Here is a 26,767-nt window from a genome sequence, read left to right on the forward strand (position 1 = left end):
TTTAAAGTATCAATACATGAGGTGAATTCGTGCGTACACCAACAGTGTGCTCGGAATATTTGGTCGATTTACTGCAGTACATAGAAAATCATGGGGTAGATGCGAAAGCGCTGATCACTGAAGTGGGGTTTACCCCAGAGCAGCATTTAACGGTGCAGGGGCGTTTTCCGCTGCGGCTATTTGAAGTAATTCTAGATGTGGCGAGCGTCTTATTGGATGATCCCTTCCTGGGTGCACATGCTGGGGCCGACTCATCGCCATCAGCCTGGGGTATGGTTAGTTACCTAGGTATGAGTGCGCCGAATTCTCGGGCTGCATTCGATGCGGTAGTACATTTTTCACGCTTGCTTATTGATCACGGCGATGTGATGTACACCGAAGCGGACGATGAATGGACCCGACTGACGTGGGTCGTGCCAGAGCGTAAGCCGGTGTCTCGACAATTGACCGAGTTCTTTTTTACGAGCTGGTATCGTGCAAATAAAGTTATTTTAGATCGTTGGTGTAATCAGCGGGAGGTCTATTTTCAGCACGCTGGCCCTGAGGATCGAAGCGAGATAGAGCGTATTCTCGAAGCGCCGGTGAAATATAAAAGTGATGCCAACTTTGTAAAATTTGATAGCCATTTCCTAGAACGCCCAACCCGTTTTCCGCATACAGGCATCCATGATTCACTGGTGCAAACCGCGCGCTCAGAGTTAGCCAAATTGCAGTTGGAAGACCGCATAGTAAATGACGTTATGGCCTGTGTCGTGCGCCAGCTACCTGAGGGCGTACCTAAGCTAGATGATGTTGCCGCAGAGCTGGGTATGGCGGCCCGAACCCTGCAGAGACGATTGAATAACACGGATACTAATTTTAAATACTTGCTGGATGATGCACGGAAGCAGCGGGCAAAAGTCTTGGTGAATGAGGGGGAGTTAGAGCTTCTCGACATTGCGGCAGAGCTTGGGTTTAGTGATCAAAGCTCGTTTCAAAAAGCCTTTAAACGCTGGTACGGCTTGGCGCCCGGTCGCTATCGCTTGAGCCGGCAGTTGTCCAAGGGGTTAGATAGTTAGTGGGCCTGTGCTAGCTTCATGGTGAATTGACGCAGCCATAGCAAGGCGGGGTCGTGCTCAACGCTTTTATGCCAGAATAATTGCAGTTCTAGTTTCGGGGAATCGAAGGGCAGAGGGCGACTGACGAGGTGCCAGTGTTTAGCAACGGTCGCCGGCACAGCAGCAATGAACTTAGATTGAGCAAGCAGTGAGGGGAGGGCTGCATAGTGCTGTAGACGAATGGCGACGCGTCGTTTGCAGCCGATTGACCGCAGAGCTAAATCTACGTGACCAGCCCCCTTCACTCGACTAGATACGTGGATGTGTTCCTGCTCCAGAAATTGTTCTAGGGTTAATATCTCGGTGCTCAGGGGGTGCGTGGCCTGCATAACGCAAACATAGTCATCGCTGAGCAGCGGGTGACTTGCAAGTTCTGGATGACTCAGCAGCGGTGCATCGAAGGCCAGATGCACGTTACCACTTGCCATCTCATACGCTACTTCGCGTCGGTCAATGAAAACCACTTCTAAATTGATTCCCGGTGCCGATTGTTTGAGATGCGTTATCAGGGTGGGCAATAAAATGATTTCGGCATTTTCAGTGGCATGAATACGGAAAGTACGGCTTGCTGTGCTCGGGTCAAAGGGGATGCGGGTAGCGACACAATTATCCAGATTTTTAAGAGAATCACGTACCGTGCCGACAAGCTGTCGCGCCAATGGCGTAGGTGTCATCCCTGCGCTGGTGCGGACGAAAAGAGGGTCGTCGAAAATGCTACGTAGTTTTGCTAGCGAGCTACTGACAGCGGGCTGGCTAACATGCAGTACCCCGGCAGCACGAGTCAGGCTTTGTTGTGAATAAATAGCGTCGAAAACGGTAAATAAATTCAGGTCAATCTTTGCTGAGCTCATATAGTTTAGGTCCGTAGGCACCGCTCACATATTGGTGACGTATAAGTTATGCTTATTATGCATGATAAGAATAATAGATTTCAATAATGTTGTTGCGAACGTTATGATGCTGCTCAACATTTGTCGGCGGTGACGTCTTCGCTACCGGCGAGACCCTATTTTGTGTGATCAGTTTAAGGAGAGGCTCGCATTGGCTGAAGTTATAGTAGTCCGGCATGGGCAGGCCGCCTTTGGAACAGATGATTACGACCGCCTGACGGGAATAGGTTGGGAGCAGGCGCGTCTTTTGGGGGCGCATTTTGCGGATATTGAGCAGGGGTTTGACGCCGTATTCACTGGCACTATGCGTCGTCACCGTGAAACGCTGGCGGGCATAAGTGAAGTGCTTGCGCAGGCCGATATTCATCTGCCTGATGCGGTTGAACTGCCGGGTTTAAATGAGTATGACTTTCATAGCTTGGTTGCTAGCTATGTTGCGGCTAAGGAGGATGTACCAGAAGAACCGCAGCCCGACCTTGCTAACGCTAAGAATTTCTACCGTGTCTTACGACTTGCTTTATTAGCCTGGAGTAGAGGCGAATTGCTCAATGTCGCTGAACCGTGGCAGAGATTTGAGCAGCGGGTGCGCGGCACGTTGGCGGCAACATCCGCTATTCGCGGTAGAGTGCTGGTGGTGACTTCTGGTGGTCCCATAAGCGCAATGCTGAGAGAGGTGTTAAAGCTCGATGTGGAAACGATGGTGAATACCAATTTGCAGGCCAAAAATACCGGTGTCACGCGTTATTTCACCCGAGGATCGCAGTTTAATTTAAATATGTTCAATGCCGTCCCACATTTAGAAAACGTGAGTCATCGTCATTTGATCACTTATACCTAATTATTTTTAACGACTAATGACGTGGCCTCGGTCGCGCACAGTAAAAGAGGATTTAATCATGGATCTTACGCCAAGCCCAAAAGCTCAGGAATTACTCAAAAAGCTCACAACCTTTATGGATGAGCATATTTATCCAAATGAGAAAGCTTACGCCGAACAATTACATGCGGCTAAGGATCGCTACGCGATACTACCCTTGATGGACGAACTTAAAAGTGAGGCAAAGAAAGCGGGCTTGTGGAATTTATTCTGCCCCGAAGAATATCCGCAGTATTGCGATCACGGCGGCTTGAGCTTTGTTGATTATGCACCACTCGCCGAATTGATGGGCCGGGTTTTATGGTCGCCAGAGGTGTTTAACTGCAATGCGCCCGATACCGGCAACATGGAAGTATTTATGAAATACGCCACCGACGCACAGCGCGAAACGTGGTTAACGCCCTTACTAAATGGTGATATTCGTTCTTCTTACGCTATGACCGAGCCCCAGGTTGCGTCCAGCGACGCGACGAATATTGAACTCAGTATCGTAAAAGACGGTGATGAGTGGGTGTTGAATGGTCGTAAATGGTTTATTACCGGCGCGATGAATGAGCGTACTAAAATCTTTATCGTCATGGGTAAATCTGATCCTGAGAATGCCAGTCGCCACAAGCAACAAACACAGGTGTTGGTGCCTAAAGATACCGCAGGTGTCTCTATCATTCGTCCGCTTACAACCTTGGGATATGACGATGCACCTATCGGCCATGCCGAAATAGTTTTTGACAATGTGCGTGTACCTCTAGAAAACGTATTGCTAGGTGAAGGTAGAGGCTTTGAAATAGCTCAAGGCCGTTTGGCCCCCGGACGTATGCACCATTGTATGCGTTTGATCGGCGCTGCTCAGCGCTCGCTCGAACTTGCCTGTCAACGCGCGGTGTCTCGCACAACATTTGGTAAGCCACTGAGTAAGCATCAATCAGTGCGTGAAGAAATTTCGCGTAGCTTCTCGGAAATCGAAATGGCACGTTTGCTGGTTATGAAAACCTGTAAGCAGATTGATGAACAGGGGCCTATGCAAACCACCGATATGATTGCGGCAACGAAAACCACTGTGCCACTATTGGTGCAAAATATTATTGATCGTTGCATGCAGTTGCATGGCGCAGGCGGTTTAACCGAAGATTATTTCATGGCTGAGGCGTTTAACTACGCGCGCTGGTGTCGTCAGGCGGATGGTCCAGATCAAGTGCATCAGATGGCTCTGGGTAAACAAATTATCGATCGTTACGCTGGTTGAGGGACGGGTTATGGCAGATGTATTTGAGCTAGATATCGCCGCGTTAACGGCGTATCTCGAAAAGCATATCGACGGATTTAAAGGGCCTTTGAGCGCAGAAAAATTCGCAGGTGGTCAGTCTAATCCTACTTATTTACTTGCGGCGGCTAGTGGCAAGTATGTGCTGCGACGTAAGCCGCCAGGTGAGTTACTAAAGTCGGCGCATGCGGTAGATCGTGAGTTCAGGGTGATGAAGGCCCTAGAAAATACTGATGTTCCTGTACCTAAAATGCGGGTGCTGTGTGACGACGATAGTATTATTGGGTCCATGTTTTATGTGATGGATTTTCTCGATGGTCGCATTTTTTGGAATGCCGCCTTACCTGAACAAACCCCGGCTGAACGCAGCGCTATTTATGACGCCATGAACAAAGTGTTAGCGGATCTGCACAATGTTGATGTAGAGAAAGTCGGTTTAAGTGATTACGGTAAACCCGGTAATTATTTTGAGCGTCAGATTAGTCGTTGGACAACACAGTACCGCGCTAGCGAAACCGAAACTATTCCAGCGATGGAAAAAATGATGGTGTGGTTGAATGACAATTTACCGCCTGATGATGGCTTGGTGTGTATCAATCACGGGGATTTTCGTCTCGATAATATGATGTTTTCCCATGACAGTAGCGATGTTTTAGCGTTGTTGGATTGGGAACTATCCACCTTGGGACATCCCTATGCGGATCTAGCTTATCAGTGCATGCAGCTTCGTATTCCCGAAGATTCGGCGATTCCCGGTTTGGGTGATATTGATCGTGAGGCGCTGGGTATTCCCTCAGAAAAAGCCTACGTGAAACAGTATTGTGAGCGTCGCGGTATTTCCGGTATTGATAACTGGGTTTTCTATTTGGCATTTGCGTTCTTCCGTTTAAGTGCGATTTTACAGGGTGTTTACAAGCGCGCCTTGTATGGTAATGCCTCTAGTCAGAAAGCATTGGATTATGGTGCGCTCGCTGCCCCATTGGCAGAGTTGGGCTTGGCCCTTATTGAGAAAGGCGAGTAAGGGAAGGGTGTTTGGTTTATGAATGATGCAATGTTAAAGACCCTGGATCTATCGGGACAGGTTGCTCTAGTGACTGGTGCATCCAGCGGTTTAGGTGCCCATTTTGCAAAGGTATTATCGCAGGCTGGGGCAACTGTGGTGGCGGCGGCAAGGCGCATTGATAGGCTTGAAAGTTTGGTGGCGAATATTGCCGCGACGGGTGGAAAGGCAATCGCCGTTGAAATGGATGTGAACAATAGTGACTCAGTTGTTGCGGCGTTTGATACGGTGCAAGCGTCGGAAGGTGTCATCTCTATTGTGGTGAACAATGCCGGTGTCGCCGATCCCAGCCGCTTTATAGACAGCACAGAGGAAAACTGGGACTTCACCGTTGACACCAATTTGAAGGCAGTGTGGCGAGTGTCTCGGGAAGCCTCGGCGCGGATGATTCAGGCTGGCGTGGCTGGCAGCATTGTCAATATTTCATCAATTCTCGGCTTACATCCAAGTGCGAATAATACGTTGTACGCAACGGCCAAGGCCGGGGTTATTCAGTTGACCAAAAATAGCGCTCAAGAGCTGTGGCGTCATAATATCCGGGTCAATGCATTGTGCCCCGGCTATTTTGAGACTGAAATTAATGCCGACTTTTTCAAGTCAGAAAAAGGGGTGCAATACCTTAAAAAAATACCACCGCGTCGATTAGGTCAAATGGATGAATTAACGATGCCATTGCTCATGTTAGCGAGTAATGCGGGCTCCTTTATTAGCGGTATTGCCTTGCCAGTAGATGGTGGTCATTTGGTTCAGTCTTTATAAGAGACGGTATTGACCTCCGTCTTCTCACCCGCGGCGTGCCGCCGTGGGTTTTACATTAATCCCATCTTTTTTCTCAGTATAAGCGCGTCTTCATTACTCATTCGTCCCTCGATAAGTGGGATATAGGGTTGGATGGCCTCTAGCATAAAGTCTCGGAATATTCGGATTCTTGCTGTGGTGCGCAGGTCGATGTGAGACAGCAGCCAAAAGTCCATGCCCGGCTCAATATAATCGCTGTCTATTCGGGTTAAGCTTGGGTCTGAATCGCCTAAGCCACAGGGAAGAAGGGAAAAGCCGAATCCTTGAACTACAAGGTCGTAGGCGATAGTTAAAGAGTTTACCCGGTAGCGCACCTGCATATTGGGGAAGGTTTTTTGAAGCCACGGCGGCAGGGTGTGGCCGTCTCCCATCCATGTAATACCGCTAATTCCGTGGTCACCGTTTAAGTAGCGATCATAGAGTTCTTTATTGCCGTAAATAGCGTAGGCAAATTTTGCTATTTTTGTGCCTAACACGTTTGGTGGTGGCTCGTTAGTGGTGCGAAATGCAATGTCAGCCTCGTGGCCCGCTAGGTTAAATGTGCTTTCTGAGGCGATTAGTTCAATGCTAATGTCTGGATAACGATCTGAGAAGGCTTTAAGGCCGGGCATTAATATACGTTGAATACAGACGTCCAGCGCGGTGATTCTTAGTTTGCCACTTAACTCCTGACGGTCGACCTGCACCGTGCGTTGAATGCCAAGTACCTGTTCGTGTATTCGCTCTGCGGAGATAAGCACGGCCTCGCCCACGGGAGTGATTAACCAGCCGCTGGTTGAACGGTCAAAAAGAGGGGCGCCTAGCACGGCTTCTAATCCGCTAATCCGGCGGGATACTGTGGCATGATTCACATCAAGCTTTCTTGCGGCTGCGGTTACAGAACCTTCTGTAATGACCGCAAGGCAATAACGAATATCGTCCCAGTTGATGTTTTCCATGCCGGCAAACCCTTTATTTAGATTGTCTAATTTTGCACAATCAATGTGCTTTTTTGATATTCCTGTGCATCAATGTAGATCTTAAACTGCCTCCTGTGTTTGAGCAACTCATCAACGAACGCAGTTAATGACATCTAAGGTGAAGGGGAAGGATATGAAACATCGTCAAATTACAGTGAAATCTGCATTGCTACTTTTGGTTTTGTCTTTAGGTTTGGGGCAGCACGCCTACGCCGGATCGCATCTTAGCCGCGTGTCTGAAATGTGTAAGGCTGAGCTTAGCGCGAAATATGGAAGCGAGAGCGAACCTGTGCGTATAAAGTTTAAGGCCGCGTCAGGCAGCCAGGTAAGTCCGCGTCTATTGATGCAGGTTTTACCCCTCAATGGTGACTCTTTTAAGGTTTTTTGCAATGTGGATGGCAGAGCGTGGCAGGTGGTCTCTGTTGAGCGGGAGGATGGGCTGGGAAATGTTCAACTTGTTGGCGCCCGCAACAACAATATGGCGCCATAGTATTTGGAGTCATGCCTGACAGTCACTCATAATTATTGTTTGATAATACGTGGATGTTAGTAGCGGTGAAGAGGCGGGGGCTCTATTTTGAAGGAGTCCCTTTTTTGACTTAACTGTAAGCAATTAGGCATTTTGTTACATTGGATTAAGCGAATCAAAATCCTTGTTTCTTTACCGGTTGACTGAGTTTCCGGTAAGTAATGTGTGAGCTGTCAATTCAATTCCTGCGCTATACCGCTACACTGAACACCAATAATGACTAATGAGGAAATCTTGTGGCCAATACAACGCCCATTTTAGTAGCGTCAGGACAATATGTATTCCGAGGCGAGGTGACCGCAGAGACCGCGATGTCACCGGTTGATATTGCTGCAAAGGCGGCCTCTGTAGCGATTGCTGCTGCGAATGCTGAAAAAGACGTGGTTTCGCAGATCGATACCATCGCATTTATTCGTGGTTTTATTGATTCTATTCCAGGTGGTGCGGGGCCTTTTGGTGCCAGCAATAATGTTCCGCGCTCTTTGGCTAAGCGCATTGGCGCGAATCCACGCCACGCCATTTATGGTCGAGAAGGCGGGCAATCTCCCCAGCGTTTCGTTAATGAATTCGCAGAGAAAATTGCCGCGGGTGAAATGTCGCTAGGCATGATTGCCGGCGCAGAAGCTACCGGAATCATGAAACAAGTCGGCCGTGCGGGCTTAACCGTGGACTGGAGTGAAACGGTTGACGGTGATTTAGATGATCGAGGCTGCCATTGGCTGTTTACCGAGCATGAAGTGGCCCACGGTATAACCTTTCCGACTCAGGTCTACCCCCTGTTCGAGAATGCCTGGCGAGCACGACATGGTTTGAGTGTTAAGGAACATCGGCAATTGGCGTCTGAGCTGTTTTCTGCTTTCTCGAACGTCGCAGCGAATAATCCTTACTCGCAATTTCCAGTAGCCCGCAGTGCTGAATTTTTAAATACCGTGTCTGACGAGAATTACTGGGTCGCCCATCCCCATACAAAGTGGATGGTGGCGCAGGACGCAGTCAATCAGGGCGCCGCGCTGTTAATGTGTTCGGTTGATAAAGCGGTTGAGCTCGGAATTCCCGAGTCGCAATGGATCTATTTACATAGCTATGCAGATGTTGATGATCGCTTTGTTTCCGCACGACCTGATTTGGCGGTGTCTGAGTCCATGAAGTTGACTTTGAATGGCGTACTTAATGCGGCGGGAAAAACGATTGCTGACATTGACGTTATGGATATTTATAGCTGTTTCCCAATTGCAGTGTTAGCCGCTTGCGAAGCAATGGGATTAGACTGGCATACCAAAGCACCGCTAACTGTGACCGGCGGTTTGCCCTTTTTCGGTGGCGCGGGAAATAGCTATAGCACCCACGCGATAGCGAGTTTAACCGATAGTCTGCGCCAGTCGCCATCGGCGTTTGGATTGATCACCGCGAATGGCGGCTTTTTGTCTAAGCAGTCAGTGGGCTTATATTCTGCTCAGGCTCCACATATACCCTGTCACAATGCTGATCCGGCTTTGCAAGCACAGTTCGATAGTTTGCCGATAGCGGAGTTGGCGGAACAAGCTAACGGCCGGGGCATAGTCGAAACCTTCACGCTCACCTATAAGCGCGGCAAACCTGATTTAGGGATTGTGATTGGCCGATTGGAGGATGGCCGACGTTTTCTGTCTAATACAGCGCCAGATGATGAGGCGGCAATTGCCATTTTACAGGGAGATAGCGAGGTAATCGGTCGACAAATAGAGGTCAGTCACAGGGACGGCAAAAATACAGTGCGCTTTGTCTAACCTAAATTATGATTAGCTAAAGATTGTCTAGCCGAATTTTTGGTAGCTAACTTTTGCCTTAGCGCTAATTACATTCGTCGTCGGTAGTGCTGGGGCGTCATCCCTGTCCAGCCCTTAAAAGCACGGGTAAAGGCGCTGGATTCTGAAAAGCCAGTGCGCTGCGCGATACTTTCTACAGAGAGTTTAGAACGGCCAAGATAGTAAAGCGCAGTGTCGTAGCGGCACTGCGTTTTTACATCATTAAAGGTGGTGCCTTCCTGCGCCAGCCTTCTGCGCAAAGTTTGCGGGTGTAAATGCAATTGCTCCGCTATTTCTTCAATGCCCGGTGTGTCGATTAGGCGCTTGTTAACAATCATCCTGACCTGAGCTGTCCAACTCTTTTCTTTGTACTGTTGGATTAGCAAGACCAAGTTTGGATGTTGCAAAAATCGGTCTAGCGATTGCGGAGTTTGTTCGACGGGTAATTCGGTTAGGCTGCGGTGAAATATAATTTCAGTGCGCGGTTTATTGAAGAATACCGCTTGGCCTAAAAATAAATGACGATATTCTTGGGCGTGAGTCGGTGCGGGGTACTCAAGATTGACGGCAATAAGGGGTAGGTGCTGTCTTACCATCCAGCTGCAGAAGCGGTGGAGGTTAAACATGACCAACTCGAAACCGTACTCACCAATAGGGTGCTGGGTATTATCGTGTTCAATAATTATTTTTGCCTCGTCACCGTTGATTTCTAAGCGAGGCTGCAGGCCCCATTCGAACATTTGGTAAAAGCGACAATATCTTGCCATGACATGGCCGAGGGTGGCGCAGTGAATAACGGAGTGGCACATGTTTGTCCATGTTCCGAGCACATAGCGGGAGGAGCCGTAACCAAGAAATTCGTCCTTCATTTCCCGCGCGACTATCGTCTGTAGGCGACCAAGGTTTACCGCCGGCACACGGGCATTACTTTCCTTTAGCAGCTCGGAGGAAATTCCTGCGGCCTTTAATAAAACCTCGGAATCGAGACCATTTTTTTCGACATTCTTCAATACGGCATGGATGAAGTAGTTGCCGACGGAAATGTTGCGCATTGATGAAATGCTGCTCATGCTACGGAGCCTCTGGTAACGCTGTCTTTCAAAAGGCAGGCGAGGAGCTAGTCTGATTCGCGTGAATTATAGCGTTTAAAATGGTGTCCCCGACAGGATTCGAACCTGTGACCTGCCCCTTAGGAGGGGGCCGCGCTATCCAGCTGTGCCACGGGGACATGTTTGAGCAGAGTGGTCTGCTTAAAGCGAGACGGATTCTATAGGTAATACTGTTTTGAATCAAAAAGGCGTCTCGCGATGTTCGTTGTGCTTTTTATTTTACTAAAGGTTGGCTATACGTGGGTTCTATATCCCAAGGGAAATGAATCCAAGTATTTTGCGGAAATTCGCGCACGTAGTGCTCGGCAAGTGCCATAGCCTGTGGTTTGGCATAGATTGTTACAAAGCAGGCTTTAGGTAGTAATTCTTTGGCGATCTTTGCTGTACCGCCGGTATCGACCAAGTCATCAACCAAGAGGTAGCCATCGCCATCACCTTCTACCGTTTTTAAAATGCTGATTTTTCCCTGTTGGTCGTGGTCGTAGCTGGCGATACAAAGGGTATCAACGACGCGTAAATTTAGTTCCCTTGCCAAGATGGCGCCCGGAACCAAACCGCCGCGAGCGATACTGATAATACCTTTCCAGGGTTGTGCTGTGAGCTTGCGGGCTAAATCCCGGGTGTCACGATGCAGCTCATCCCATGATAAATAGTAAACGGGGGTATCGCTGTCTGACATGTTGATGCCCTTTCTGAGTCTGGAAAAGGTGGCAGATTGTGCCGTATGGCTGCGTCCATCGCAAGGTTTTAGATATCGCAGCAACGTTTTCATGGCGGCAATATAATTCGTTACTGCTGTCAATTTTTTGACTTATTTTGTGGGTTCAGGCTGGTTTCTGTGTTTTTGCTGGTATAGTCAACAAAATGACAAAATATTGAATTTAAGGCAGTGATTAAATGACTGATAAGCTTGGCTCTCCCTCCGGTAATCCTCGCTTTCTTATTTTGGCCCCTAGCGACGTCAGCCTTCGATTACAAAACTTGTTAATGTCCTTGGGTGAATATGATGTACTAAGTGATCTCAAAGACCTTAATCCAAACGAAGTGGATGCCATATTCAGTAGCGGATTAACCGCGGATCAGCAACGATGGTTGAACTCGGTGCCTGTGCCTGTGCCTGTGGTCGACATACAGCCGTCGTTATCTTCAGCGACCAAAGACCTTGATGGATTGGTTTTAGGCGCAGAGCTCTACTACCAAGATGTTTTAGAGGTCTTATACCGTTTGCATTTGGGGCGCGGGACACCGGTGCAGCTTGGCAAGCATGATCGCTTAGTTGGCATGAGCTCAGCGGTAGCAGAGCTTCGACGTCTGTCTGTGCAAGTGGCGGATAAGGCGGTGACAGTGTTAATTACCGGACCATCCGGCGCAGGTAAAGAGGTTGTTGCCCGCGCCTTGCATGACTTATCCCCTCGGCGTGACGCGCCCTTTGTTCCCATTAATTGCGGCGCTATTCCACGGGAACTGCTAGAAAGTGAACTCTTCGGTCACGAACGCGGCGCGTTTACGGGCGCCATCTCAAGTAGAGCAGGGCGCTTTGAATTAGCCGAGGGCGGTACATTATTTTTAGACGAAATCGGGGATATGCCCCTTGAGATGCAGGTGAAAATTCTGCGGGTTATACAGGAGCGTCAGTTTGAGCGAGTGGGGTCTGATAAAACGCGTACCACCGATGTCAGGATTATCGCCGCGACCCACAGAAATCTTGAGGCGATGATTGAAAAAGGGCAATTCCGTGAAGATCTATACTACCGAATAAATGTATTTCCGCTGCAGGTACCCGCTTTAGCAGAGAGACGGGAAGACATCCCCCATTTAATCCGCGTGCTGACAAAGCAACTAGAGTCCGAAGGTTTGGGGCGCTTGCGTTTGGCCGACTCGGCGTTGACCTCACTGTGTGCTCACGGATGGCCGGGTAATATTCGTGAATTGGCGAATTTACTTGAGCGCTTGGCGATTATGTTTCCTGACGTTGTGGTTGGCGTCGCCGATTTACCAGAAAACTACCGTTATGGTGATGATGTATGGCAGCCACCATCTCAGCCAGACAGCGCTAATAGGGTTGAGCACGGAGGCCTGCCCACCTTGCCCACAGAGGGTGTTGATATGAAGGGCTATCTTCAATCAGTGGAACGAGAATGGATTGGCGAAGCGTTACGTTTGCATGGTGGTGTCGTCAGTAAAGCAGCGACGCATTTAGGGCTAAGAAGAACAACCCTGATTGAGAAAATGCGCAAGCTTGATATTCAAAGCTAGGCTTACGCGTATTACATTAAAGTATACCAAAGACCTCGATCCAGTTGCCGTCAGGGTCAGCTATAAAGCCAAACCCAATGCCATCTGCAAAGGCAGTAACGTCGACGGGAATGTCTACGCCGTTGGCTTTTAGCTCTTTAAACCATGCCGATAAGCCATTTACACCCATCGAAATATAACGGTAGCCCCTGGCACTATGGCCTCCGCCCGGAATGACCTCATTGGCGGGGGCTGTATCGTAGCTTACCAGTTTTATAATGGCGCCGCCCAGATGATAGCGATGCATATGACCACCGGGGAACGCCAATTCTGATTCGTATTTGAGGCCCAATAATTCGCCATAAAATGCGCGCATGTCGCTCATATTGGTGGTGACAATACCAATTTCGACACTGTCGCTGAGTAGCGGTGGATGCATAAGCTAGTCCTTTGGTTTGTTATTGTTGTGGGCGTGCCTGCGGAATATTAATTGAATATGGCGTTCGGCACTAAGCTTGCTATCCCGCGATGACTCAACAGCGCGGCAAGGACTAAACTATTAAACCGATTGAGTGTTAACCGCCCGCTAATTTAACCGTGAATCCCATGTTCTCCAGAAGCGTTTTGAGTGCCTGTCGCTGATCACCTTGAAATTCCATCTCGTGGCCTTTCACTGCACCGCCAGTGCTGAGTTTTTGGCGCAGCTCTTTGCCAAGTGTTTTTAATTCATTGGCGGAAAGCGGTACGCCGCTAACAATACTCACCCCTTTGCCTTTGCGGCCCTTTGTTTCCCGCCGAATACGAACAATACCGTCACCGCTGGGGGCGCAGGCATCGGCTTGCTTACATACGCAGTCGGTGCTGGCTTGTCCGCAATCTGGGCAGCGGCGGCCAAGGTCGGTTGAATAAACAAGTCTGGACACGATTTTCTCCTATTTCATGCTGTGACGATTATAATAGCTTCGCCCGTCTATGGGCGATCTGTGACTGAGTTTTTAAGGGAGCCTTTAATGGCCGATGAGATGTCTGCCCAACTTGTTGATGTTCAAACCCAATTGGCGTTTCAGGAGGATATGCTGACGGCGTTGAATGACCGGGTTGTTGCACAAGATCTTGAGATTCGTAATTTAAGACGGACTCTAGAGCTACTGCACGAGGAAATGAAACAAAAGAATAGTACAGGTGAGGATGCGCAATTGATGGATATGGAGCGCCCTCCGCATTATTGAAAATAACGTTGGGCCTAATGTGAGAGCCCGGCACTTTATAGAGGCGCTATGACATTTGCCGCTGTGGCCATGTCATAGCGCAGATACTGCAGATTTACTTAACGATAGACACTTCTTCGGCCTGCGGGCCTTTCTCACCTTCGGTAAGCACAAACTCCACAGCTTGTCCCTCGTTTAAGCTGCGGCGTCCGCGCCCCTGGCCGCGAATGGAACGAAAGTGGACAAAAACATCGCCACCGGCGTCACGGGTAATAAAACCGTAGCCTTTGCTCACGTTAAACCATTTAACCGTGCCGCGTTCCCGCTGACTTTTGAACTTGTCAGCCATTGCCGGAAGGTTTGGCGACAGTAACATTCCAAGTAATATTGCAACCGTGATAATGGCAGCAGACAGTGGGTTAGCTGCTTCAACACCTGTAAATTGAAGTGCTGCGATACTTAAAAAGCTTAAGATGGCCAAAAATATAATTCTAATTATCAGTAACATAAAGATCCAAAAATAGCTGAAAGTGGAAAAAAATTGCATTTAGTTAACGGGGCTGATGTTTTGCCCGCGCCGTATTATAGCACTGGTACACGATAACGTCGCGGCGACTGGGGTTTGCCACGATAGCGCCGCATTACCGCGATATTCCAATAGAAAAACAGGGCATTTAAAGCGCGAAGAGAGGATGCTAGGGGAAAATACGAATATCTTGCTGGCGAGCTAAAAAGCACTATAGCGGTTCGTTGAAAGTCGAGGTTGACTATTCGCACGCCTGATGGATAAGGGGATATTGATGCGTGACTGGGTGGAGACCGCGGAAAGTAATCTCAGTGTTAAAAGACATCGAGCTCTACTTGATGTTGCCATTGTATTGCTAGGTGGCTTGATATTTGTATTATTAATCTCCGAGGCTGTTTTCCTATTTAAGAAAGAGAATGCTGATTCTCTTTCATTAGCAGCAATGGCGCAGTTTCAAGCTAGGGAGACAGCGTTGCTCAAGTTAGATGAGATTCTGGCTCAGGGTGACGTTATCCAAGAGTTTGCTGCGACCAATTTTGTTAATGATGCTTTCCGAGTTGACGCCATTCGGACTCGGCTAACCGCTGCGCGCGAATTACTACTTGGTGATGAATTCCAGTCATTTCCTCAAAGTGTTGTGCAAGACTTGGTCCGCCTTCTTGGTTATTACTTATCTTATCAGGCGAATTCGGCCGACAGCCTAGTTGCTGTTTCTGTGCCATTAAACCCTAATGCAGATAGTCAGTCTGTGGTTAATAGCATACATGCGCTGCGGGTTTTTCAGCGTGATTTCTCTGTCGAGTTTGCCAATGTGGCGCTTGAACAGCGTCAGCTATGGCGCAAACAGAATGAGTTGGTCTTTGCGATACTTCTCCTGTGTTTAATCCCGCTGATATTTGGTGCTTATTTGGCGAAAAAATTTGCGAGAGAACACAAGGATATCCTCAAGACCCGAACGTATTTCAATCGGTTCATTGATGCCTTGCCGGGTGTTGTACTGTTAACTGATCATTCGGGGAAAATAGTTTCCGCTAGCCAGTCGGCGGCTAATTTTTTAATGTATTCCCGTAATCAATTGTCCGACATGGATATGTCTTCGTTGTTGCCGAAGCGATTTCGACAGCAGTATCAATTATTTAGTAAGAACTATATTGAATCATTGGGCGATGCTCGTGGACAGCAAGTTAAAGGGCGTGAATTACTGGTAATGAACGCCGATGGTGTTGAAATACCTGTAGAGGTCCATTTTGGCGATTTCGATACGACAGAGGGCGGCATATTAGTTGTCTGTTTCGCAGATGTTACCGAGCGCCGCCATTTGTATCAGCAGTATCAGCATTCTCAAAAGCGCTTTGAAATGGCAATGATGGCATCCCGAGATGGTCTCTGGGATTGGGACATGATTTCGAATTCGGTGTTTTTCAGCCCAGCGTGGTTGAAGATGATGGGGATTAGAGGAGGGCAGCCTCTGGATAGTCGTGTGGTGTTTGAAGACAGTATTCACCCAGATGACCGCGCGCGTCTTAGGGCGTCGATACAGACATTTATAAAGAGCGACCAGATATTATTTAGAGACGAGCATCGCTTACGTCGGCGAGACGGGAGCATGTGTGATGCGGTGACACGTGCCTGCGCGCAACGAGATAATACCGGCAAGGTTATTCGTATTGTCGGTATGCACTCTGACGTTACCCATTTCAAGGAAGCGGAGCGGGAGGTGCGACGTCTAAACAGGAATCTGGAAGATCGAGTCCGTTTGCGGACGCAACAGTTAGAAACCGCTCTGCTGCAGGCCGAGGCGGCGAATCGCACTAAGGCCACGTTCTTGGCGGTTATGGGCCATGAAATCCGCACGCCAATGAACGGTATTATTGGCATGGCTGATTTGTTAAGCAAGACCAAAATAGACCGGGAACAGGGGATGATGGTCGATACCGTGCGACGATCCTCTATGAGTTTGCTGGGGACGCTAGATAATATCCTAGACTATTCTGCCCTCGAATCTGGCGATGTTGAATTAGATACTCAGAGCATACAGCTTGTTGAGTTTGTTGAAGGCGTGGCAGATGAATTTGCTGACCGAGCGTATAAAAATAAACTTCACTTTATTTTGCATGTGGATCCCGACGTACCTGTCATGGTTACCGCCGACGCGACGCGGTTGCGCAAAATTTTGGTTAATTTGCTAGATAATGCCATGAAGTTTACCAATTCAGTTGCTGGCCAAGGGCTTGTTCAACTGCGTCTCGGTGTTTCAACGCGGTCGGCGGGACCCCGTCAACGAGTGGAATTTGAGGTTATCGATAATGGCATCGGTGTCTCGAGGGAAATGCGTAAGCAACTGTTTAAGCCCTTTATGCTAGAGGAAAATAGTCGTGCTCGCCGGTTTGGTGGGACAGGCTTAGGCTTGGCAATTACTACGCGGCTGTTGCGAATTATGGGCGGTGACATAGCGCTAGACGAGGAGCGAGATCGGGGTAGTCGTTTTATTTTTTCGATTCCGTTTACTGTCGATGACACCGTAAAGCGTATTCCACTAGCCGACGGGGTAACTGTGCTGGCTAGGGTGAGTGATCCGCTACTAAAAGAGTCGGTGCAATCCGCCCTAGCACTCGTTGGGCAGCAGCTTACGTGGATTAAGTCCAGCCAAGAATTGGATGAACAGGTATCCGCTCATGGTGCCGATAAATTGGTACTTATTGTCTGTGCGGGTGAAGATGGTGATTTGGTCGACTATTGCGAAAATCACGAGATAGAAGTGATTTCCATCACTAATAGGTCGACCCGAGCAACGACGATTGATCATACCAAAGTATATCGTGACCCCTTACTACCATCTGCCCTTGCTAGAGCGGTGGAATATAAGTCGCGGTTTACCTATGAAAAGCTATAAAAATTAATATCCGCTTGCTGCAATATGCTGAGCGGGTTTTATAGCTCCTTGGCTGGCTTTAGACTTTAGTCACATCTTCTGCTTGCAGCCCCTTGGGGCCATCTATCATAGTAAATTCAACGGTTTGTCCTTCGTCTAGCGTGCGGTATCCCTCGCCGCGTATTGAACGGAAATGAACAAACACATCACTGCCTTCGCTGTGAGTAATAAACCCAAAGCCTTTGGCATTGTTGAACCACTTAACCGTACCGGAGACTCGGTCGCTCATTGCTCTTCCTCATTGAGTTGTTAAACAGATCGGGTAAAAAAGGGGTAAGCGATTTACTTCGGACACTGGCGTGTCCTAGAAAAATAATCGCATTATATAGTTTAGATTTAGAGAGAGGATTGACGCATGGGCAGTGAATACTGCTAAGCGCGGGCGCTGTGAATATAAGCGCGTTGTATCTGCGTGCAATCATTACATTACTGCGGATATCGGACTTGACGTGAGTTCTACTATAACGGCTTTGGTAGCTTTGTCTATGCCTTCGGGCGTTATAGTAGAATCTCGTCGGCGCTTACAGCGCGTTGATGACTTGAATTTGCTCGCTGAGCTTTGTTAGCGCGGCTTGTTGTCCGGCAAGCTTTTCTTGCTCTTTGGCGACCACATCGGCGGGGGCTTTGTCTAAAAATCCGGCGTTGCCGAGTTTGCCGCTTAAGCGCTGGATCTCCTTGTCTAGCTTCTGGATCTCCTTTTCTAAACGAGCAATTTCTGCCGCCTTATCAATTAAGCCGGACATGGGAACCAGAACTTCCATCGCGCCGACTAGCTGCGTTGCTGACATGGGAGCTTCATCGCTCTCAGCTAGCCATTGAATATCGTCCAATTTTGCGAGCTTGCTAAGTGACTGACGATTGGCCGTCAGACGACGAAGATCCTCTTCGCTGCCGTTTTTTAATAGCAGGGTTAACGCTTTCGATGGCGGTACATTCATTTCGCCACGAATATTTCGAATAGCCAGAATAACTTGCTTTAGCCATTCGACATCGGCAACGGCGAGTTCATCCACCTTCTCATCTGCTGACACAGGGTAGGCTTGCAGCATGATGGTGTCGTCATCTGGTTTGAAATCAACCCCCGCAATAGGCGCAACCCGTTGCCAAATTTCTTCGGTGATGAAAGGCATGAAGGGGTGGGCCATGCGTAGGGTGGCTTCAAGTACGCGGATTAGCGTTCTGCGTGTGCCGCGCTTTGCTTCGTCACGGGCGTTGTCGTCCCATAGCACGGGCTTAGACAGCTCTAAATACCAGTCGCAGTATTCGTTCCAGATAAATTCGTAAATCGCTTGGGACGCAAGATCCAGTCGGTATTGGCCCATTGCGTTGGCTACTGCTTGCTCGGTTTGTTGTAGCTTAGAAATAATCCAGCGATCAGCGAGACTAAGTTCCACGGCTTCGCCGTTGATACCGCAGTCTTGCTCTTCGGTGTTCATCAGCACGTAGCGTGCGGCGTTCCAAATTTTGTTACAGAAGTTGCGATAGCCCTCTAGGCGTCGCATATCCCAATTGATGTCGCGACCTGTAGATGCCAGTGAAAACAGGGTGAAGCGCAGTGCGTCAGTACCATGTGCGCCAATGCCATCTGGGAAGGTGCTACGGGTGGCTTTGGCAATTTTTTCGGCGAGCTGAGGCTGCATCATATTGCCGCAGCGCTTTTCTAGCAGCGCGTCTAATTCGATACCGTCGATCATATCTAAGGGGTCGAGAACGTTGCCCTTAGATTTGGACATTTTCTGACCCTGCTCATCGCGAATCAGGCCGGTGACGTACACGGTTTTAAAGGGCACTTGCGCCTCGCCGTTTTCGTCTTTATTGAAGTGCATGGTCATCATAATCATTCTGGCAACCCAGAAGAAAATAATGTCAAAACCGGTGACTAGAACGTCGGTAGGGTGGAAGGTTTTTAGACGTTCTGTTTGTTCCGGCCACCCCAGTGTGCCGAAGGTCCACAGCGCTGAGCTAAACCAGGTGTCGAGTACATCGTCGTCTTGTTTTAGTGGCAAGTCGGTGCTCAATGCGTATTTTTTACGGGCTTCGTTTTCATTGCGAGCGACGTAGATATTTCCCTCTTCGTCGTACCAAGCGGGAATTCTATGGCCCCACCATAGTTGGCGGGAAATACACCAGTCTTGAATGTCGCGCATCCAGCTGAAATACATGTTTTCGTATTGTTTGGGCACAAATTCAATACGACCGTCCTCAACCGCTTCTATAGCGGGTTTTGCCAATGCGGCGGTCGCGACAAACCATTGATCGGTTAGCATAGGTTCGATGACCAAGCCTGAGCGGTCTCCACGCGGCACTTTTAACGCGTGGTCGTCGATCTTTTCAAGTAGTCCGGCGGTCTCTAAATCGGCGACGATGGCCTTGCGCGCCGCGTAGCGATCTAGGTTTGCATAATTTGTCGGTAAGGCCCTGTCGATGTCGGTGTTCTCTGAGCTATCGCTATTGAATATTTCTGCTTCGCTGCGAATGGCGGCGTCTTTGTCGAGGATGTTGATCATCGGCAATTTGTGACGTTGACCTACGGCGTAGTCATTAAAGTCATGTGCTGGAGTGATTTTCACGCAGCCGGTGCCGAAGTCGCGATCGACATAGTCGTCGGCAATAATAGGTATGAGTCGCCCCACCAAGGGTAGGGTGATGAACTTGCCGATTAGTGAGGCATAGCGTTCATCCCTCGGGTTCACCGCGACGGCGCTATCACCGAGCATGGTCTCTGGTCTGGTGGTGGCAACAACTAAATAGGATTTGCCGTCGGCGGTAGTCGCGCCATCTGCCAGCGGGTAGCGGAAGTGCCACATAAAGCCTTTTTCGTCGGTGTTTTCGACTTCAAGGTCAGAGATGGCGGTGTGGAGTTTTGGGTCCCAGTTAACGAGGCGTTTGCCGCGGTAGATGAGCTTGTCGTCGTAGAGACGAACAAACACTTCTTGAACGGCTTTGTAAAAACCGTCGTCCATGGTGAAGCGCTCGTGGTTCCAGTCAACAGAGGCGCCAAGGCGACGCAACTGGCGAGTAATGGTGCCGCCAGATTCTTCTTTCCACTCCCAGACTTTGTCTAAAAAGGCGTCGCGGCCGAGATCGTGCCGAGTTTGCCCGGTTTCTGCTGCTAGTTTGCGTTCAACCAACATTTGCGTGGCAATACCGGCATGGTCGGTGCCGACCTGCCAGAGGGTGTTGTTTCCTTGCATACGGTGATAGCGGGTGAGGGCATCCATGATCGAATCTTGAAACGCGTGGCCCATGTGCAGGCTGCCGGTGACGTTCGGCGGTGGAATCATGATGCTGTAGGATTCGCCTTTTCCTTGGGGTGAAAAATAGCCTTTTTCTTCCCAGTTTTTGTACCACTTGGTTTCGATGTCTACTGGCTGAAATGTCTTATCCATTGTTTCTCTACGGCGCAGTGGCCTAATTTTTAATTCGTGTTTAGGGTGGCCGTGCTAGGCTGAACGATATAAAAGGTCAGCGCGGAGTGGCGGCGATTTAAAAGGGGGCAAGTATACTGAGTTTTAGGCAGGCTGGCTAAAAAGAAGGTTTATTTTTCATCAACTTGGCTATTCATTTGTCTGACTGGAGTTGGGCGTACCAGCGTTCTAAAATGCTCTCGTCTAAACTAAGTAACCTTATGCGTAGCTCGGATTCTATTTCTGGCATCATTGAATCGATAACTTCCTGCATGAAAATTTCACGCTCGTAATTCCCGTCATCAGCATAGCCGGACTTTGACTGGGGCTGTGCCACTTCTTCGAACATCAACTCGTCGCTAGACTCGGTGTGATCGTCGGTAACAATGACGTCGTCGTTGTCGGCAACAAACTCCGCTTCCGTTTCCGCATCGTCTACGAATTCCGGATACTCGGTGATAATGTCGTCAAGCAGCGGGATGGCTGACAAATCGACGCCGCGAGGTTTACGCAGCACGGCTTTTAGTTCTTCTAACTCACCCAGCAATGGGCCTTTATCCTTTGCCATGGTGAATTAACCTTTGATGGTGTGGGTTTTTAAGGGATAGCCGCGGTTTTTGTAAAAGCTATAGCGCTCCCTAGACGCGCTTAGACAGTTGTCTTCTTGGTTAACGATTTCCGCTAGGCGTTTAAAGCGACTAAAAAAAGTGGGTGTCTCTTTTGCTAGGTTGACCAACACATCACAATGCTCACCAGCGTGATCACCGCAGCCGACTAATACTGGGTGCTGGTCCGCTGGGTGGCGACTGTGAGGGATAAAGCTTTCGTCGCGATACTGCCAAAGCATGACATCTAAGGCTTCGGTCATCTCGACATCATCGCAGTGCAGATAGACTTGATGACCGGCACGCCACGCTTTTTCAGTAAAGCGGCAGGCGTAATGCATGGCCGCTTCGCTGCTGTTGAGACTGAGAATGTGAAAATCAATCCGCGTCATTTTCCTAACTGCCAGCTTTGCTCGATAGATATTGACATAACAAGCCAACGGGCCGCCCGGTGGCGCCCTTGTTTGCACCGCCATTCCACGCTGCACCCGCGATATCAAGATGAGCCCAGCGATAATCTTTGGTGAATCGAGATAGGAAGCAGGCCGCTGTGACGCTGCCGGCTTCTGGGCCGCCGATATTGGCCATGTCTGCGAAGTTACTGTCAAGTTGACCTTGGTAGTCGTCCCAGAGAGGCATATGCCACGCGCGATCTTGTGCTAATTTGCCCTGCTCAAGTAATTCAGCCGCAAAGCCGTCATCATTGCTAAATAGGCCCGCGGCATGTTTACCTAGAGCGACCACGCAGGCACCGGTGAGTGTGGCTATATCAATGACTGACTCAGGTTTGAATTTGCCCGCGTAAGTGAGTGCATCGCATAGCACTAGGCGGCCCTCAGCGTCGGTGTTCAGAATTTCGATGGTTTGTCCCGACATACTGGTGACAACGTCGCCAGGTTTGGTTGCGCTACCGCTGGGCATATTCTCGGCGGCAGCGATAATACCCACCACGTTGAGTTTTAAATCCATTTCGGCGACGGCGCTCATTGTGCCGACAACGCTGGCTGCGCCACACATGTCGTACTTCATCTCATCCATTTTTGCGCCGGGCTTCAAACTGATACCGCCAGTGTCGAAGGTGACGCCTTTGCCAACTATAACGTGGGGTTTGTCCGCTTTTTTGCCGCCGTTGTATTCAATAACAATGAGCCGTGCCGGTTGATCGCTGCCAGCCGTCACTGACAGCAGCGAGTGCATGCCGAGCTGCGCCATTTTCTTCTCGTCTAATACGCTTACGCTAACAGAATCGTATTTGCGGCCCAGCGCGCGTGCTTCGCTAGCGAGGTAGTTGGGGGTGCAAATATTACCTGGTAGATCGCCTAAGTCGCAGGCGATATTTATCCCTTTGCCGGTACTCGCACCGATGTGGACGGCGCGGCGGTTGGCGTCATTGTTTGCGCCCTGAAGCGTGACACGACGAATTGAAAGTGGGGGTTTAGGTTTGCTAACTGTCGCGGTGTAGCGATAACCCGCAGTGGTGATTAGCTGCGCAATTCGCTGGTATTGCCACGCAGTTTTTCGGTCTGTTACGTTAACGTTGTCGAGCATAACGCTAATATCTTTGCAGCCGGCAACTGATGCGCTGTTAATACCTGCATTAATAATCTTGTCAAATTCGCTGTCTTTAATTTCTGCGTTTTCGCCTTTGCCAATAAGCACTATTCTTTGCGCCTTCAAGCCAGTTACCGCAGGAAGGTAAAGAACTTCGCCTGTTTTGGCCTTAAAATCGCCCCGTTTGATGAGTTGGCTAATTGTGCTGCCACAGGCTGCGTCTGTCGCTTTGGCGATGCTAGCACTGAGTGTGCTATCTACAATGAGAATTAAACAATCGGTGTTTACCGTGGTGACATCTTTACAGGGCTTGAGGCTTATTTGCATGGATACACTCGCAGACTATGGACAGATTGGCGATAATTCACGCCGTTATGTTCTCGTTAAATAGCTGAACTATTCATCGCATTAGTAGTAATGCGCTATAAGGCAGTATTCTCGCCTTAGTGTAAAGGGTATCATCGGCGCGTGAAATAGTTAGGCATAAAGACATGATGCTCTCGCTGAATATGAGAGGGCGGAAAGTGGTGGTGGAGATATGACTGTTTGATTTTATTTAGGTACCTAGCTAGCGAAATGTTAAAGACGGTGTTTGCCGTCACGCTGACCCTGCTTGTTATTATTATGAGCGGACGTTTTGTAAAGTATCTCGGTCAGGTAGCGTCGGGTGATTTTGCCCCCGATGTGCTGTTCTTGGTGATGATGTACCGACTACCTAATTTTCTAGAAGTGGTACTGCCGCTCGGTTTGTTTATTGGCATACTCCTGTCGTACGGACGCTTTTATGTCGACAGTGAAATGACGGTGATGAGTGCCTGTGGCATGAGTCGTCGACGCTTGCTTTCTTACACAATGATCCCCGCTATGATCACAGCAGGTGTTGTTGGCTACATTAGCTTGGTGGTAACCCCGTCCGGCATTCAGGCTTATATTGAATTACTCGCTGAAAGCAGCTCTGAAATTGGTGTTAAGGCGGCGGTGGAGGGGCGTTTTCGGCTTGATAAAGCCAGTGGCAGAGTCACGTATATTGAAAAAGCAAACCGTGATGACCAGACCATGCAGGGCGTGTTTATTGCCCAGCCGGAGCCTGTCATTGCTGGCGGTCGGCCCTTGGTGTCTGTGGTGACTGCGGCCCAAGGCCGTTTTGAAATAGATAAAAATTCCGGTCAGCGCTATCTGGTATTGGACGATGGCGTGCGCTATGTCGGTGAGCCAGGCTTCATGGACTATCAGGTCACCACCTTTGCACAGCTAGATCAGTTAATTCGGGACTCCGAGGTTAAGACCTACCGTCAGGAACTTGATGGTAAAGACAGTGCTGAGTTGTGGGGTTCGCCAGCGTTAGAAGATATCGCCGCTATTCAATGGCGTGTTTCCCTAGGTCTGTTAGTCCCGATTGCGGCACTTATCGCCGTGTCTTTAAGTAAAACTAATCACCGCCGTGGTCGATACGGCAAAATGTTTCCCGCCTTTATGATTTATATGGTGTATCTGGTTTGTTTAAATGCGATTCGTGACGCCATTGCGAAAGGGGCGTGGCCGGTATTCCCGGGAATGTGGATAGTCCATGTCGCATTTTTATTATTGGGTTTAGTCCTGCTTTACTGGGACAGCATGATGCGGCACTGGTGGCTGAGCTGGAGACGCAATCGTGACTAAACTCAACCGCTACATAGGCCGAACCGTTGCGGGTTCAATCATTTTGGTGCTGATGGTTATTGTTGGCCTCGATATGTTGTCTGAGCTTATCGATGGGCTGAAAGAGGTTCGCGGTGACTACACGTTTATGGCGGTCATTAAATATGTTGCCCTGACATCCCCTGGTAGTTTTTCTGATTATCTTCCTTTTGCGGCCTTAGTGGGGTGTTTAGCGGGTTTAGGCTCTTTGGCGAGCAGCAGCGAATTAATCGTAATGCGAGCGGCGGGGGTGTCTACCCGTCAATTAGTGTTTGCGGTTATCAAACCGACCTTGGCGTTAACGCTTTTGGGGCTTTGTATTTCCGAATATGTAGCGCCGGTGTCGCAGCAAATTGCGGAAAGCCAGCGTGCGGTGGCGCTTCAAAAATCACCGACCATGCATTCTCCGCACGGCATGTGGCACCGCGAAGGGCCGCAATTTATGCATTTTAATGCCGTGCAGCCAAACGGAGTTTTGTACGGGGTCAGTATTTTTAGTTTTAATCAAGACCGCCAACTCGAACGTAATATTTTTGCCGAGCGGGCTTATTACATAGATGACAACTGGACCTTGGAAACGGCAAAAGTAGTTGATTTGGGCGATAAGGGGGCGAAGCAGGAGCTTGTAGCGCAAATGCCTTGGGATACAGGTTTGTCCCCAGAGTTGTTAAATATATTGGTTCTAGATGCTAAAGATTTATCGATTAGCGGTTTGTGGCGCTACGCTGGCTATCTGAGCAAGCAGGGTTTGAATGCCGGTGATTATGAACTGGCATTTTGGAATAAGCTGCTTCAGCCACTAACCATTATGGGGATGGTGTTAGTGGCTATTTCGTTTATTTTTGGGCCATTGCGTAATGTGACGATGGGCTTTCGCGTGTTTGTTGGGGTGATGGTTGGTATTGTCTTTCGTACTCTGCAAGACATTTTGGGACCATCCAGTATGGTCTATGGTTTTGATCCCATTTACGCCAGTATTCTGCCCATTGCGATTTGTTTTGTCGTGGGAACCTATTTATTAATGAAAAAGGCTTAGGTTCTAAGCCTTTTTCTTGTCTTTTGGTATAGAGCGCAACACTGTATTTGATGCTCGGTCGTGCCAAGAGCGACTATCTTTGTCGATCCAAATCCACCAGTAACCCAATCCGCCGGCGGCCAGCGATACACCTGCGATCAGGACTCGAATAATGCACTGCGTCCAGCTAGGTTTGTCACCGCTAAGGCTTTCCAATTTAATTCGCCATGCTTGCATGCCAAGAGTTTGTCCGCTTTTACGCCAAAACCAACCATAGAAAATAATGATTAATACCACGAGGTAGGCGCGATATAGCCAACCCTGCAGCGGTATGTCCAGCTCGTGAACAACGCTATTATTGGCTGGATTTGCCACAAAGGACTCAGGACTCAGAAAAAAAGCAGGGATTAGCGTAGCCACAAAAAGAACCGCAAATAATAGAAATGCGTCATAGACAATCACGGCGATGCGACGGAACACGCCAGGGGCCGCTTCGTGGGTGGCGGACGAATTGTTTTTAGACGTTTTTGGCGCTGAATCGTTATTGAGTTCAGCGCTTGGTGTTTTGGGTTTTGCGGGCATTGGCGGCAGATCCACGACGTAATCGGCCATATTGTATCAGGGGCAGGCCCGCGAGGTGTAGTTGGATTAGAAAGCGAGAGCAATCCCGAGGGTGAGAGAATCGCTGCGCACGTGTACGCTGTAATCAGTTTTGTACCCATCGAAATTAGATACTGCCACCCGTCCTTCTTCGTCGGGGAGATAGCGCTTTGCGCCATCGCTGCGGTCGTGAAATGACTTATAAAGCGCTTTCAACCCCATTTTTAGGAGAGCCTTGGTCGCGTCATTCCCTTGTTTTGCGCTGTTTTGATCCATCCATACACGATTGAATCGCGCTTCGTTGGCATTAAACGCCTGAAAATTGCCGGTTGCTTCATCGCGTTCAATACAAAAGCTAATGGTGGGCTGGTAGCTAAGTTTTTGGTTAAGGGGCAAGGTGATGTCATTCACAGATTCACGTCCCCAAGTATCGCTAAATGCAGCGCAGGGCATCAGGCCACAAGACAGTAGAATCAAATAATGCAGTTTACTTACACAATGAGTAAGACAGGCGTAGGCATTTTTTATATTATTCATTGCTGATAGTCTCCCTTGCCGGAGCTGAAGCTGTTGGAAAAAAGTCTACTCGCCCCCATACTAAGGGTGAATAAGTAGATGTACTTCACCAACATAGGTCTTTCATCGAT

General features: G+C 49.0%; 26 protein-coding genes and 1 tRNA gene. 12 read left to right on the plus strand and 15 right to left on the minus strand.

The window, feature by feature from the left end:
• Nucleotides 1–29 precede the first annotated feature (29 nt).
• Nucleotides 30–1,058, plus strand: a complete 1,029-nt coding sequence (locus tag O9X78_RS12595) for an AraC family transcriptional regulator (protein WP_269620053.1) — start codon at nt 30–32, stop codon at nt 1,056–1,058.
• Here O9X78_RS12595 and O9X78_RS12600 read toward each other — a convergent pair.
• On the minus strand, nt 1,055–1,948 hold the full coding sequence (locus O9X78_RS12600) for a LysR family transcriptional regulator (protein WP_269620054.1): 894 nt from the start codon (nt 1,946–1,948) through the stop codon (nt 1,055–1,057). The two genes, O9X78_RS12595 and O9X78_RS12600, sit on opposite strands and share 4 nt — an antisense overlap.
• Nucleotides 1,949–2,138: 190 nt before the next feature.
• On the opposite strand from O9X78_RS12600, the gene O9X78_RS12605 reads away from it, so the two are divergent.
• The 4 genes from O9X78_RS12605 to O9X78_RS12620 are packed head-to-tail and all read left to right on the plus strand — an operon-like array spanning nt 2,139 to nt 5,944.
• Entirely contained in the window at nt 2,139–2,825 is a 687-nt protein-coding gene (locus O9X78_RS12605; RefSeq protein ID WP_269620055.1) for a histidine phosphatase family protein, read from the plus strand.
• 58 nt (nt 2,826–2,883) lie between these two features.
• The gene (locus O9X78_RS12610; RefSeq protein WP_269620056.1) at nt 2,884–4,107 is read left to right on the plus strand and encodes an acyl-CoA dehydrogenase family protein; all 1,224 of its coding nucleotides are present in this window, start codon (nt 2,884–2,886) and stop codon (nt 4,105–4,107) included.
• Nucleotides 4,108–4,117: 10 nt separating this feature from the next.
• Nucleotides 4,118–5,146: a phosphotransferase gene (locus O9X78_RS12615; protein WP_269620057.1), complete on the plus strand. Its 1,029-nt coding sequence runs from the start codon at nt 4,118–4,120 to the stop codon at nt 5,144–5,146.
• 18 nt (nt 5,147–5,164) lie between these two features.
• Nucleotides 5,165–5,944: an SDR family NAD(P)-dependent oxidoreductase gene (locus tag O9X78_RS12620; RefSeq protein WP_269620058.1), complete on the plus strand. Its 780-nt coding sequence runs from the start codon at nt 5,165–5,167 to the stop codon at nt 5,942–5,944.
• Nucleotides 5,945–5,994: 50 nt separating this feature from the next.
• Here the strand turns inward: O9X78_RS12620 and O9X78_RS12625 are convergent, their stop codons facing one another.
• Nucleotides 5,995–6,921 carry a LysR family transcriptional regulator gene (locus tag O9X78_RS12625; RefSeq protein ID WP_269620059.1) on the minus strand — a complete coding sequence of 309 codons (927 nt, stop codon included), beginning with the start codon at nt 6,919–6,921 and terminating at the stop codon, nt 5,995–5,997.
• A gap of 154 nt (nt 6,922–7,075) precedes the next feature.
• Here O9X78_RS12625 and O9X78_RS12630 point away from each other — a divergent pair, with 154 nt between their 5' ends.
• Entirely contained in the window at nt 7,076–7,432 is a 357-nt protein-coding gene (locus O9X78_RS12630; RefSeq protein ID WP_269620060.1) for a hypothetical protein, read from the plus strand.
• 275 nt (nt 7,433–7,707) lie between these two features.
• Nucleotides 7,708–9,237, plus strand: coding sequence for an acetyl-CoA acetyltransferase (locus O9X78_RS12635; RefSeq protein WP_269620061.1), 1,530 nt, complete (start codon nt 7,708–7,710; stop codon nt 9,235–9,237).
• Nucleotides 9,238–9,305: 68 nt separating this feature from the next.
• Here the strand turns inward: O9X78_RS12635 and O9X78_RS12640 are convergent, their stop codons facing one another.
• The 3 genes from O9X78_RS12640 to gpt all read right to left on the minus strand — a co-directional run bounded on the left by O9X78_RS12640 (nt 9,306) and on the right by gpt (nt 11,043).
• Nucleotides 9,306–10,325, minus strand: coding sequence for an AraC family transcriptional regulator (locus O9X78_RS12640; protein WP_269620062.1), 1,020 nt, complete (start codon nt 10,323–10,325; stop codon nt 9,306–9,308).
• 81 nt (nt 10,326–10,406) lie between these two features.
• Nucleotides 10,407–10,483 (minus strand) — tRNA-Arg (locus O9X78_RS12645).
• Nucleotides 10,484–10,578: 95 nt separating this feature from the next.
• Nucleotides 10,579–11,043 (minus strand): xanthine phosphoribosyltransferase, encoded by a 465-nt coding sequence (gene gpt / locus O9X78_RS12650; RefSeq protein ID WP_269620063.1) that lies wholly within the window; start codon nt 11,041–11,043, stop codon nt 10,579–10,581.
• Between the two features lie 218 nt (nt 11,044–11,261).
• On the opposite strand from gpt, the gene O9X78_RS12655 reads away from it, so the two are divergent.
• Nucleotides 11,262–12,620: a sigma-54 interaction domain-containing protein gene (locus O9X78_RS12655; RefSeq protein ID WP_269620064.1), complete on the plus strand. Its 1,359-nt coding sequence runs from the start codon at nt 11,262–11,264 to the stop codon at nt 12,618–12,620.
• 16 nt (nt 12,621–12,636) lie between these two features.
• Here O9X78_RS12655 and O9X78_RS12660 read toward each other — a convergent pair whose 3' ends face one another.
• Nucleotides 12,637–13,038 carry a VOC family protein gene (locus O9X78_RS12660; RefSeq protein ID WP_269620065.1) on the minus strand — a complete coding sequence of 134 codons (402 nt, stop codon included), beginning with the start codon at nt 13,036–13,038 and terminating at the stop codon, nt 12,637–12,639.
• 136 nt (nt 13,039–13,174) lie between these two features.
• Nucleotides 13,175–13,522, minus strand: a complete 348-nt coding sequence (locus O9X78_RS12665) for an SUI1 family translation initiation factor (protein WP_269620066.1) — start codon at nt 13,520–13,522, stop codon at nt 13,175–13,177.
• Between the two features lie 87 nt (nt 13,523–13,609).
• On the opposite strand from O9X78_RS12665, the gene O9X78_RS12670 reads away from it, so the two are divergent.
• Nucleotides 13,610–13,828 carry a SlyX family protein gene (locus O9X78_RS12670; RefSeq protein WP_269620067.1) on the plus strand — a complete coding sequence of 73 codons (219 nt, stop codon included), beginning with the start codon at nt 13,610–13,612 and terminating at the stop codon, nt 13,826–13,828.
• 94 nt (nt 13,829–13,922) lie between these two features.
• Here O9X78_RS12670 and O9X78_RS12675 read toward each other — a convergent pair whose 3' ends face one another.
• Entirely contained in the window at nt 13,923–14,156 is a 234-nt protein-coding gene (locus O9X78_RS12675) for a cold-shock protein (protein WP_269620108.1), read from the minus strand.
• A 451-nt stretch (nt 14,157–14,607) separates the two neighbouring features.
• Between O9X78_RS12675 and O9X78_RS12680 the strand changes: the two genes are divergently transcribed.
• Nucleotides 14,608–17,226, plus strand: a complete 2,619-nt coding sequence (locus O9X78_RS12680) for a PAS domain-containing hybrid sensor histidine kinase/response regulator (protein WP_269620068.1) — start codon at nt 14,608–14,610, stop codon at nt 17,224–17,226.
• A gap of 58 nt (nt 17,227–17,284) precedes the next feature.
• On the opposite strand, the gene O9X78_RS12685 is transcribed toward O9X78_RS12680, so the two are convergent.
• From O9X78_RS12685 to O9X78_RS12705, 5 genes are all read right to left on the minus strand, one after another.
• Nucleotides 17,285–17,494, minus strand: a complete 210-nt coding sequence (locus tag O9X78_RS12685) for a cold-shock protein (protein WP_269620069.1) — start codon at nt 17,492–17,494, stop codon at nt 17,285–17,287.
• A 292-nt stretch (nt 17,495–17,786) separates the two neighbouring features.
• Nucleotides 17,787–20,654 (minus strand): valine--tRNA ligase, encoded by a 2,868-nt coding sequence (locus O9X78_RS12690; RefSeq protein WP_269620070.1) that lies wholly within the window; start codon nt 20,652–20,654, stop codon nt 17,787–17,789.
• A 172-nt stretch (nt 20,655–20,826) separates the two neighbouring features.
• The gene (locus O9X78_RS12695; protein WP_269620071.1) at nt 20,827–21,240 is read right to left on the minus strand and encodes a hypothetical protein; all 414 of its coding nucleotides are present in this window, start codon (nt 21,238–21,240) and stop codon (nt 20,827–20,829) included.
• Nucleotides 21,241–21,246: 6 nt separating this feature from the next.
• A complete protein-coding gene (locus O9X78_RS12700; protein WP_269620072.1) occupies nt 21,247–21,669 on the minus strand; it encodes a DNA polymerase III subunit chi in 423 nt (140 codons plus the stop codon).
• Nucleotides 21,670–21,673: 4 nt separating this feature from the next.
• A complete protein-coding gene (locus tag O9X78_RS12705; protein WP_269620073.1) occupies nt 21,674–23,155 on the minus strand; it encodes a leucyl aminopeptidase in 1,482 nt (493 codons plus the stop codon).
• A 219-nt stretch (nt 23,156–23,374) separates the two neighbouring features.
• Here O9X78_RS12705 and lptF point away from each other — a divergent pair, with 219 nt between their 5' ends.
• Together lptF and lptG are read left to right on the plus strand one after the other, a co-directional pair.
• A complete protein-coding gene (gene lptF / locus O9X78_RS12710; RefSeq protein ID WP_269620074.1) occupies nt 23,375–24,487 on the plus strand; it encodes an LPS export ABC transporter permease LptF in 1,113 nt (370 codons plus the stop codon).
• On the plus strand, nt 24,480–25,541 hold the full coding sequence (lptG, locus tag O9X78_RS12715; protein ID WP_269620075.1) for an LPS export ABC transporter permease LptG: 1,062 nt from the start codon (nt 24,480–24,482) through the stop codon (nt 25,539–25,541). The genes lptF and lptG overlap by 8 nt, the downstream gene beginning before the upstream one ends.
• A gap of 3 nt (nt 25,542–25,544) precedes the next feature.
• Here the strand turns inward: lptG and O9X78_RS12720 are convergent, their stop codons facing one another.
• Both O9X78_RS12720 and O9X78_RS12725 read right to left on the minus strand, forming a co-directional pair.
• Nucleotides 25,545–26,132, minus strand: coding sequence for an RDD family protein (locus O9X78_RS12720; RefSeq protein ID WP_269620076.1), 588 nt, complete (start codon nt 26,130–26,132; stop codon nt 25,545–25,547).
• Between the two features lie 36 nt (nt 26,133–26,168).
• Nucleotides 26,169–26,657, minus strand: a complete 489-nt coding sequence (locus tag O9X78_RS12725; protein ID WP_269620077.1) for a hypothetical protein — start codon at nt 26,655–26,657, stop codon at nt 26,169–26,171.
• Nucleotides 26,658–26,767 lie beyond the last annotated feature (110 nt).

It is taken from the genome of Zhongshania aquatica, from assembly GCF_027257955.1.
GTDB classification, from domain to species: domain Bacteria; phylum Pseudomonadota; class Gammaproteobacteria; order Pseudomonadales; family Spongiibacteraceae; genus Spongiibacter; species Spongiibacter aquatica.

Bases quoted from the DNA above. Each gene is read 5' to 3' on its own strand.
- O9X78_RS12600 (WP_269620054.1), bottom strand. From the start codon at position 1,948: ATGAGCTCAGCAAAGATTGACCTGAATTTATTTACCGTTTTCGACGCT.
- O9X78_RS12610 (WP_269620056.1), top strand. From the start codon at position 2,884: ATGGATCTTACGCCAAGCCCAAAAGCTCAGGAATTACTCAAAAAGCTC.
- O9X78_RS12615 (WP_269620057.1), top strand. From the start codon at position 4,118: ATGGCAGATGTATTTGAGCTAGATATCGCCGCGTTAACGGCGTATCTC.
- O9X78_RS12620 (WP_269620058.1), top strand. From the start codon at position 5,165: ATGAATGATGCAATGTTAAAGACCCTGGATCTATCGGGACAGGTTGCT.
- O9X78_RS12625 (WP_269620059.1), bottom strand. From the start codon at position 6,921: ATGGAAAACATCAACTGGGACGATATTCGTTATTGCCTTGCGGTCATT.
- O9X78_RS12630 (WP_269620060.1), top strand. From the start codon at position 7,076: ATGAAACATCGTCAAATTACAGTGAAATCTGCATTGCTACTTTTGGTT.
- O9X78_RS12640 (WP_269620062.1), bottom strand. From the start codon at position 10,325: ATGAGCAGCATTTCATCAATGCGCAACATTTCCGTCGGCAACTACTTC.
- gpt (WP_269620063.1), bottom strand. From the start codon at position 11,043: ATGTCAGACAGCGATACCCCCGTTTACTATTTATCATGGGATGAGCTG.
- O9X78_RS12655 (WP_269620064.1), top strand. From the start codon at position 11,262: ATGACTGATAAGCTTGGCTCTCCCTCCGGTAATCCTCGCTTTCTTATT.
- O9X78_RS12660 (WP_269620065.1), bottom strand. From the start codon at position 13,038: ATGCATCCACCGCTACTCAGCGACAGTGTCGAAATTGGTATTGTCACC.
- O9X78_RS12670 (WP_269620067.1), top strand. From the start codon at position 13,610: ATGGCCGATGAGATGTCTGCCCAACTTGTTGATGTTCAAACCCAATTG.
- O9X78_RS12675 (WP_269620108.1), bottom strand. From the start codon at position 14,156: ATGGCTGACAAGTTCAAAAGTCAGCGGGAACGCGGCACGGTTAAATGG.
- O9X78_RS12680 (WP_269620068.1), top strand. From the start codon at position 14,608: ATGCGTGACTGGGTGGAGACCGCGGAAAGTAATCTCAGTGTTAAAAGA.
- O9X78_RS12685 (WP_269620069.1), bottom strand. From the start codon at position 17,494: ATGAGCGACCGAGTCTCCGGTACGGTTAAGTGGTTCAACAATGCCAAA.
- O9X78_RS12690 (WP_269620070.1), bottom strand. From the start codon at position 20,654: ATGGATAAGACATTTCAGCCAGTAGACATCGAAACCAAGTGGTACAAA.
- O9X78_RS12695 (WP_269620071.1), bottom strand. From the start codon at position 21,240: ATGGCAAAGGATAAAGGCCCATTGCTGGGTGAGTTAGAAGAACTAAAA.
- O9X78_RS12700 (WP_269620072.1), bottom strand. From the start codon at position 21,669: ATGACGCGGATTGATTTTCACATTCTCAGTCTCAACAGCAGCGAAGCG.
- O9X78_RS12705 (WP_269620073.1), bottom strand. From the start codon at position 23,155: ATGCAAATAAGCCTCAAGCCCTGTAAAGATGTCACCACGGTAAACACC.
- O9X78_RS12720 (WP_269620076.1), bottom strand. From the start codon at position 26,132: ATGGCCGATTACGTCGTGGATCTGCCGCCAATGCCCGCAAAACCCAAA.
- O9X78_RS12725 (WP_269620077.1), bottom strand. From the start codon at position 26,657: ATGAATAATATAAAAAATGCCTACGCCTGTCTTACTCATTGTGTAAGT.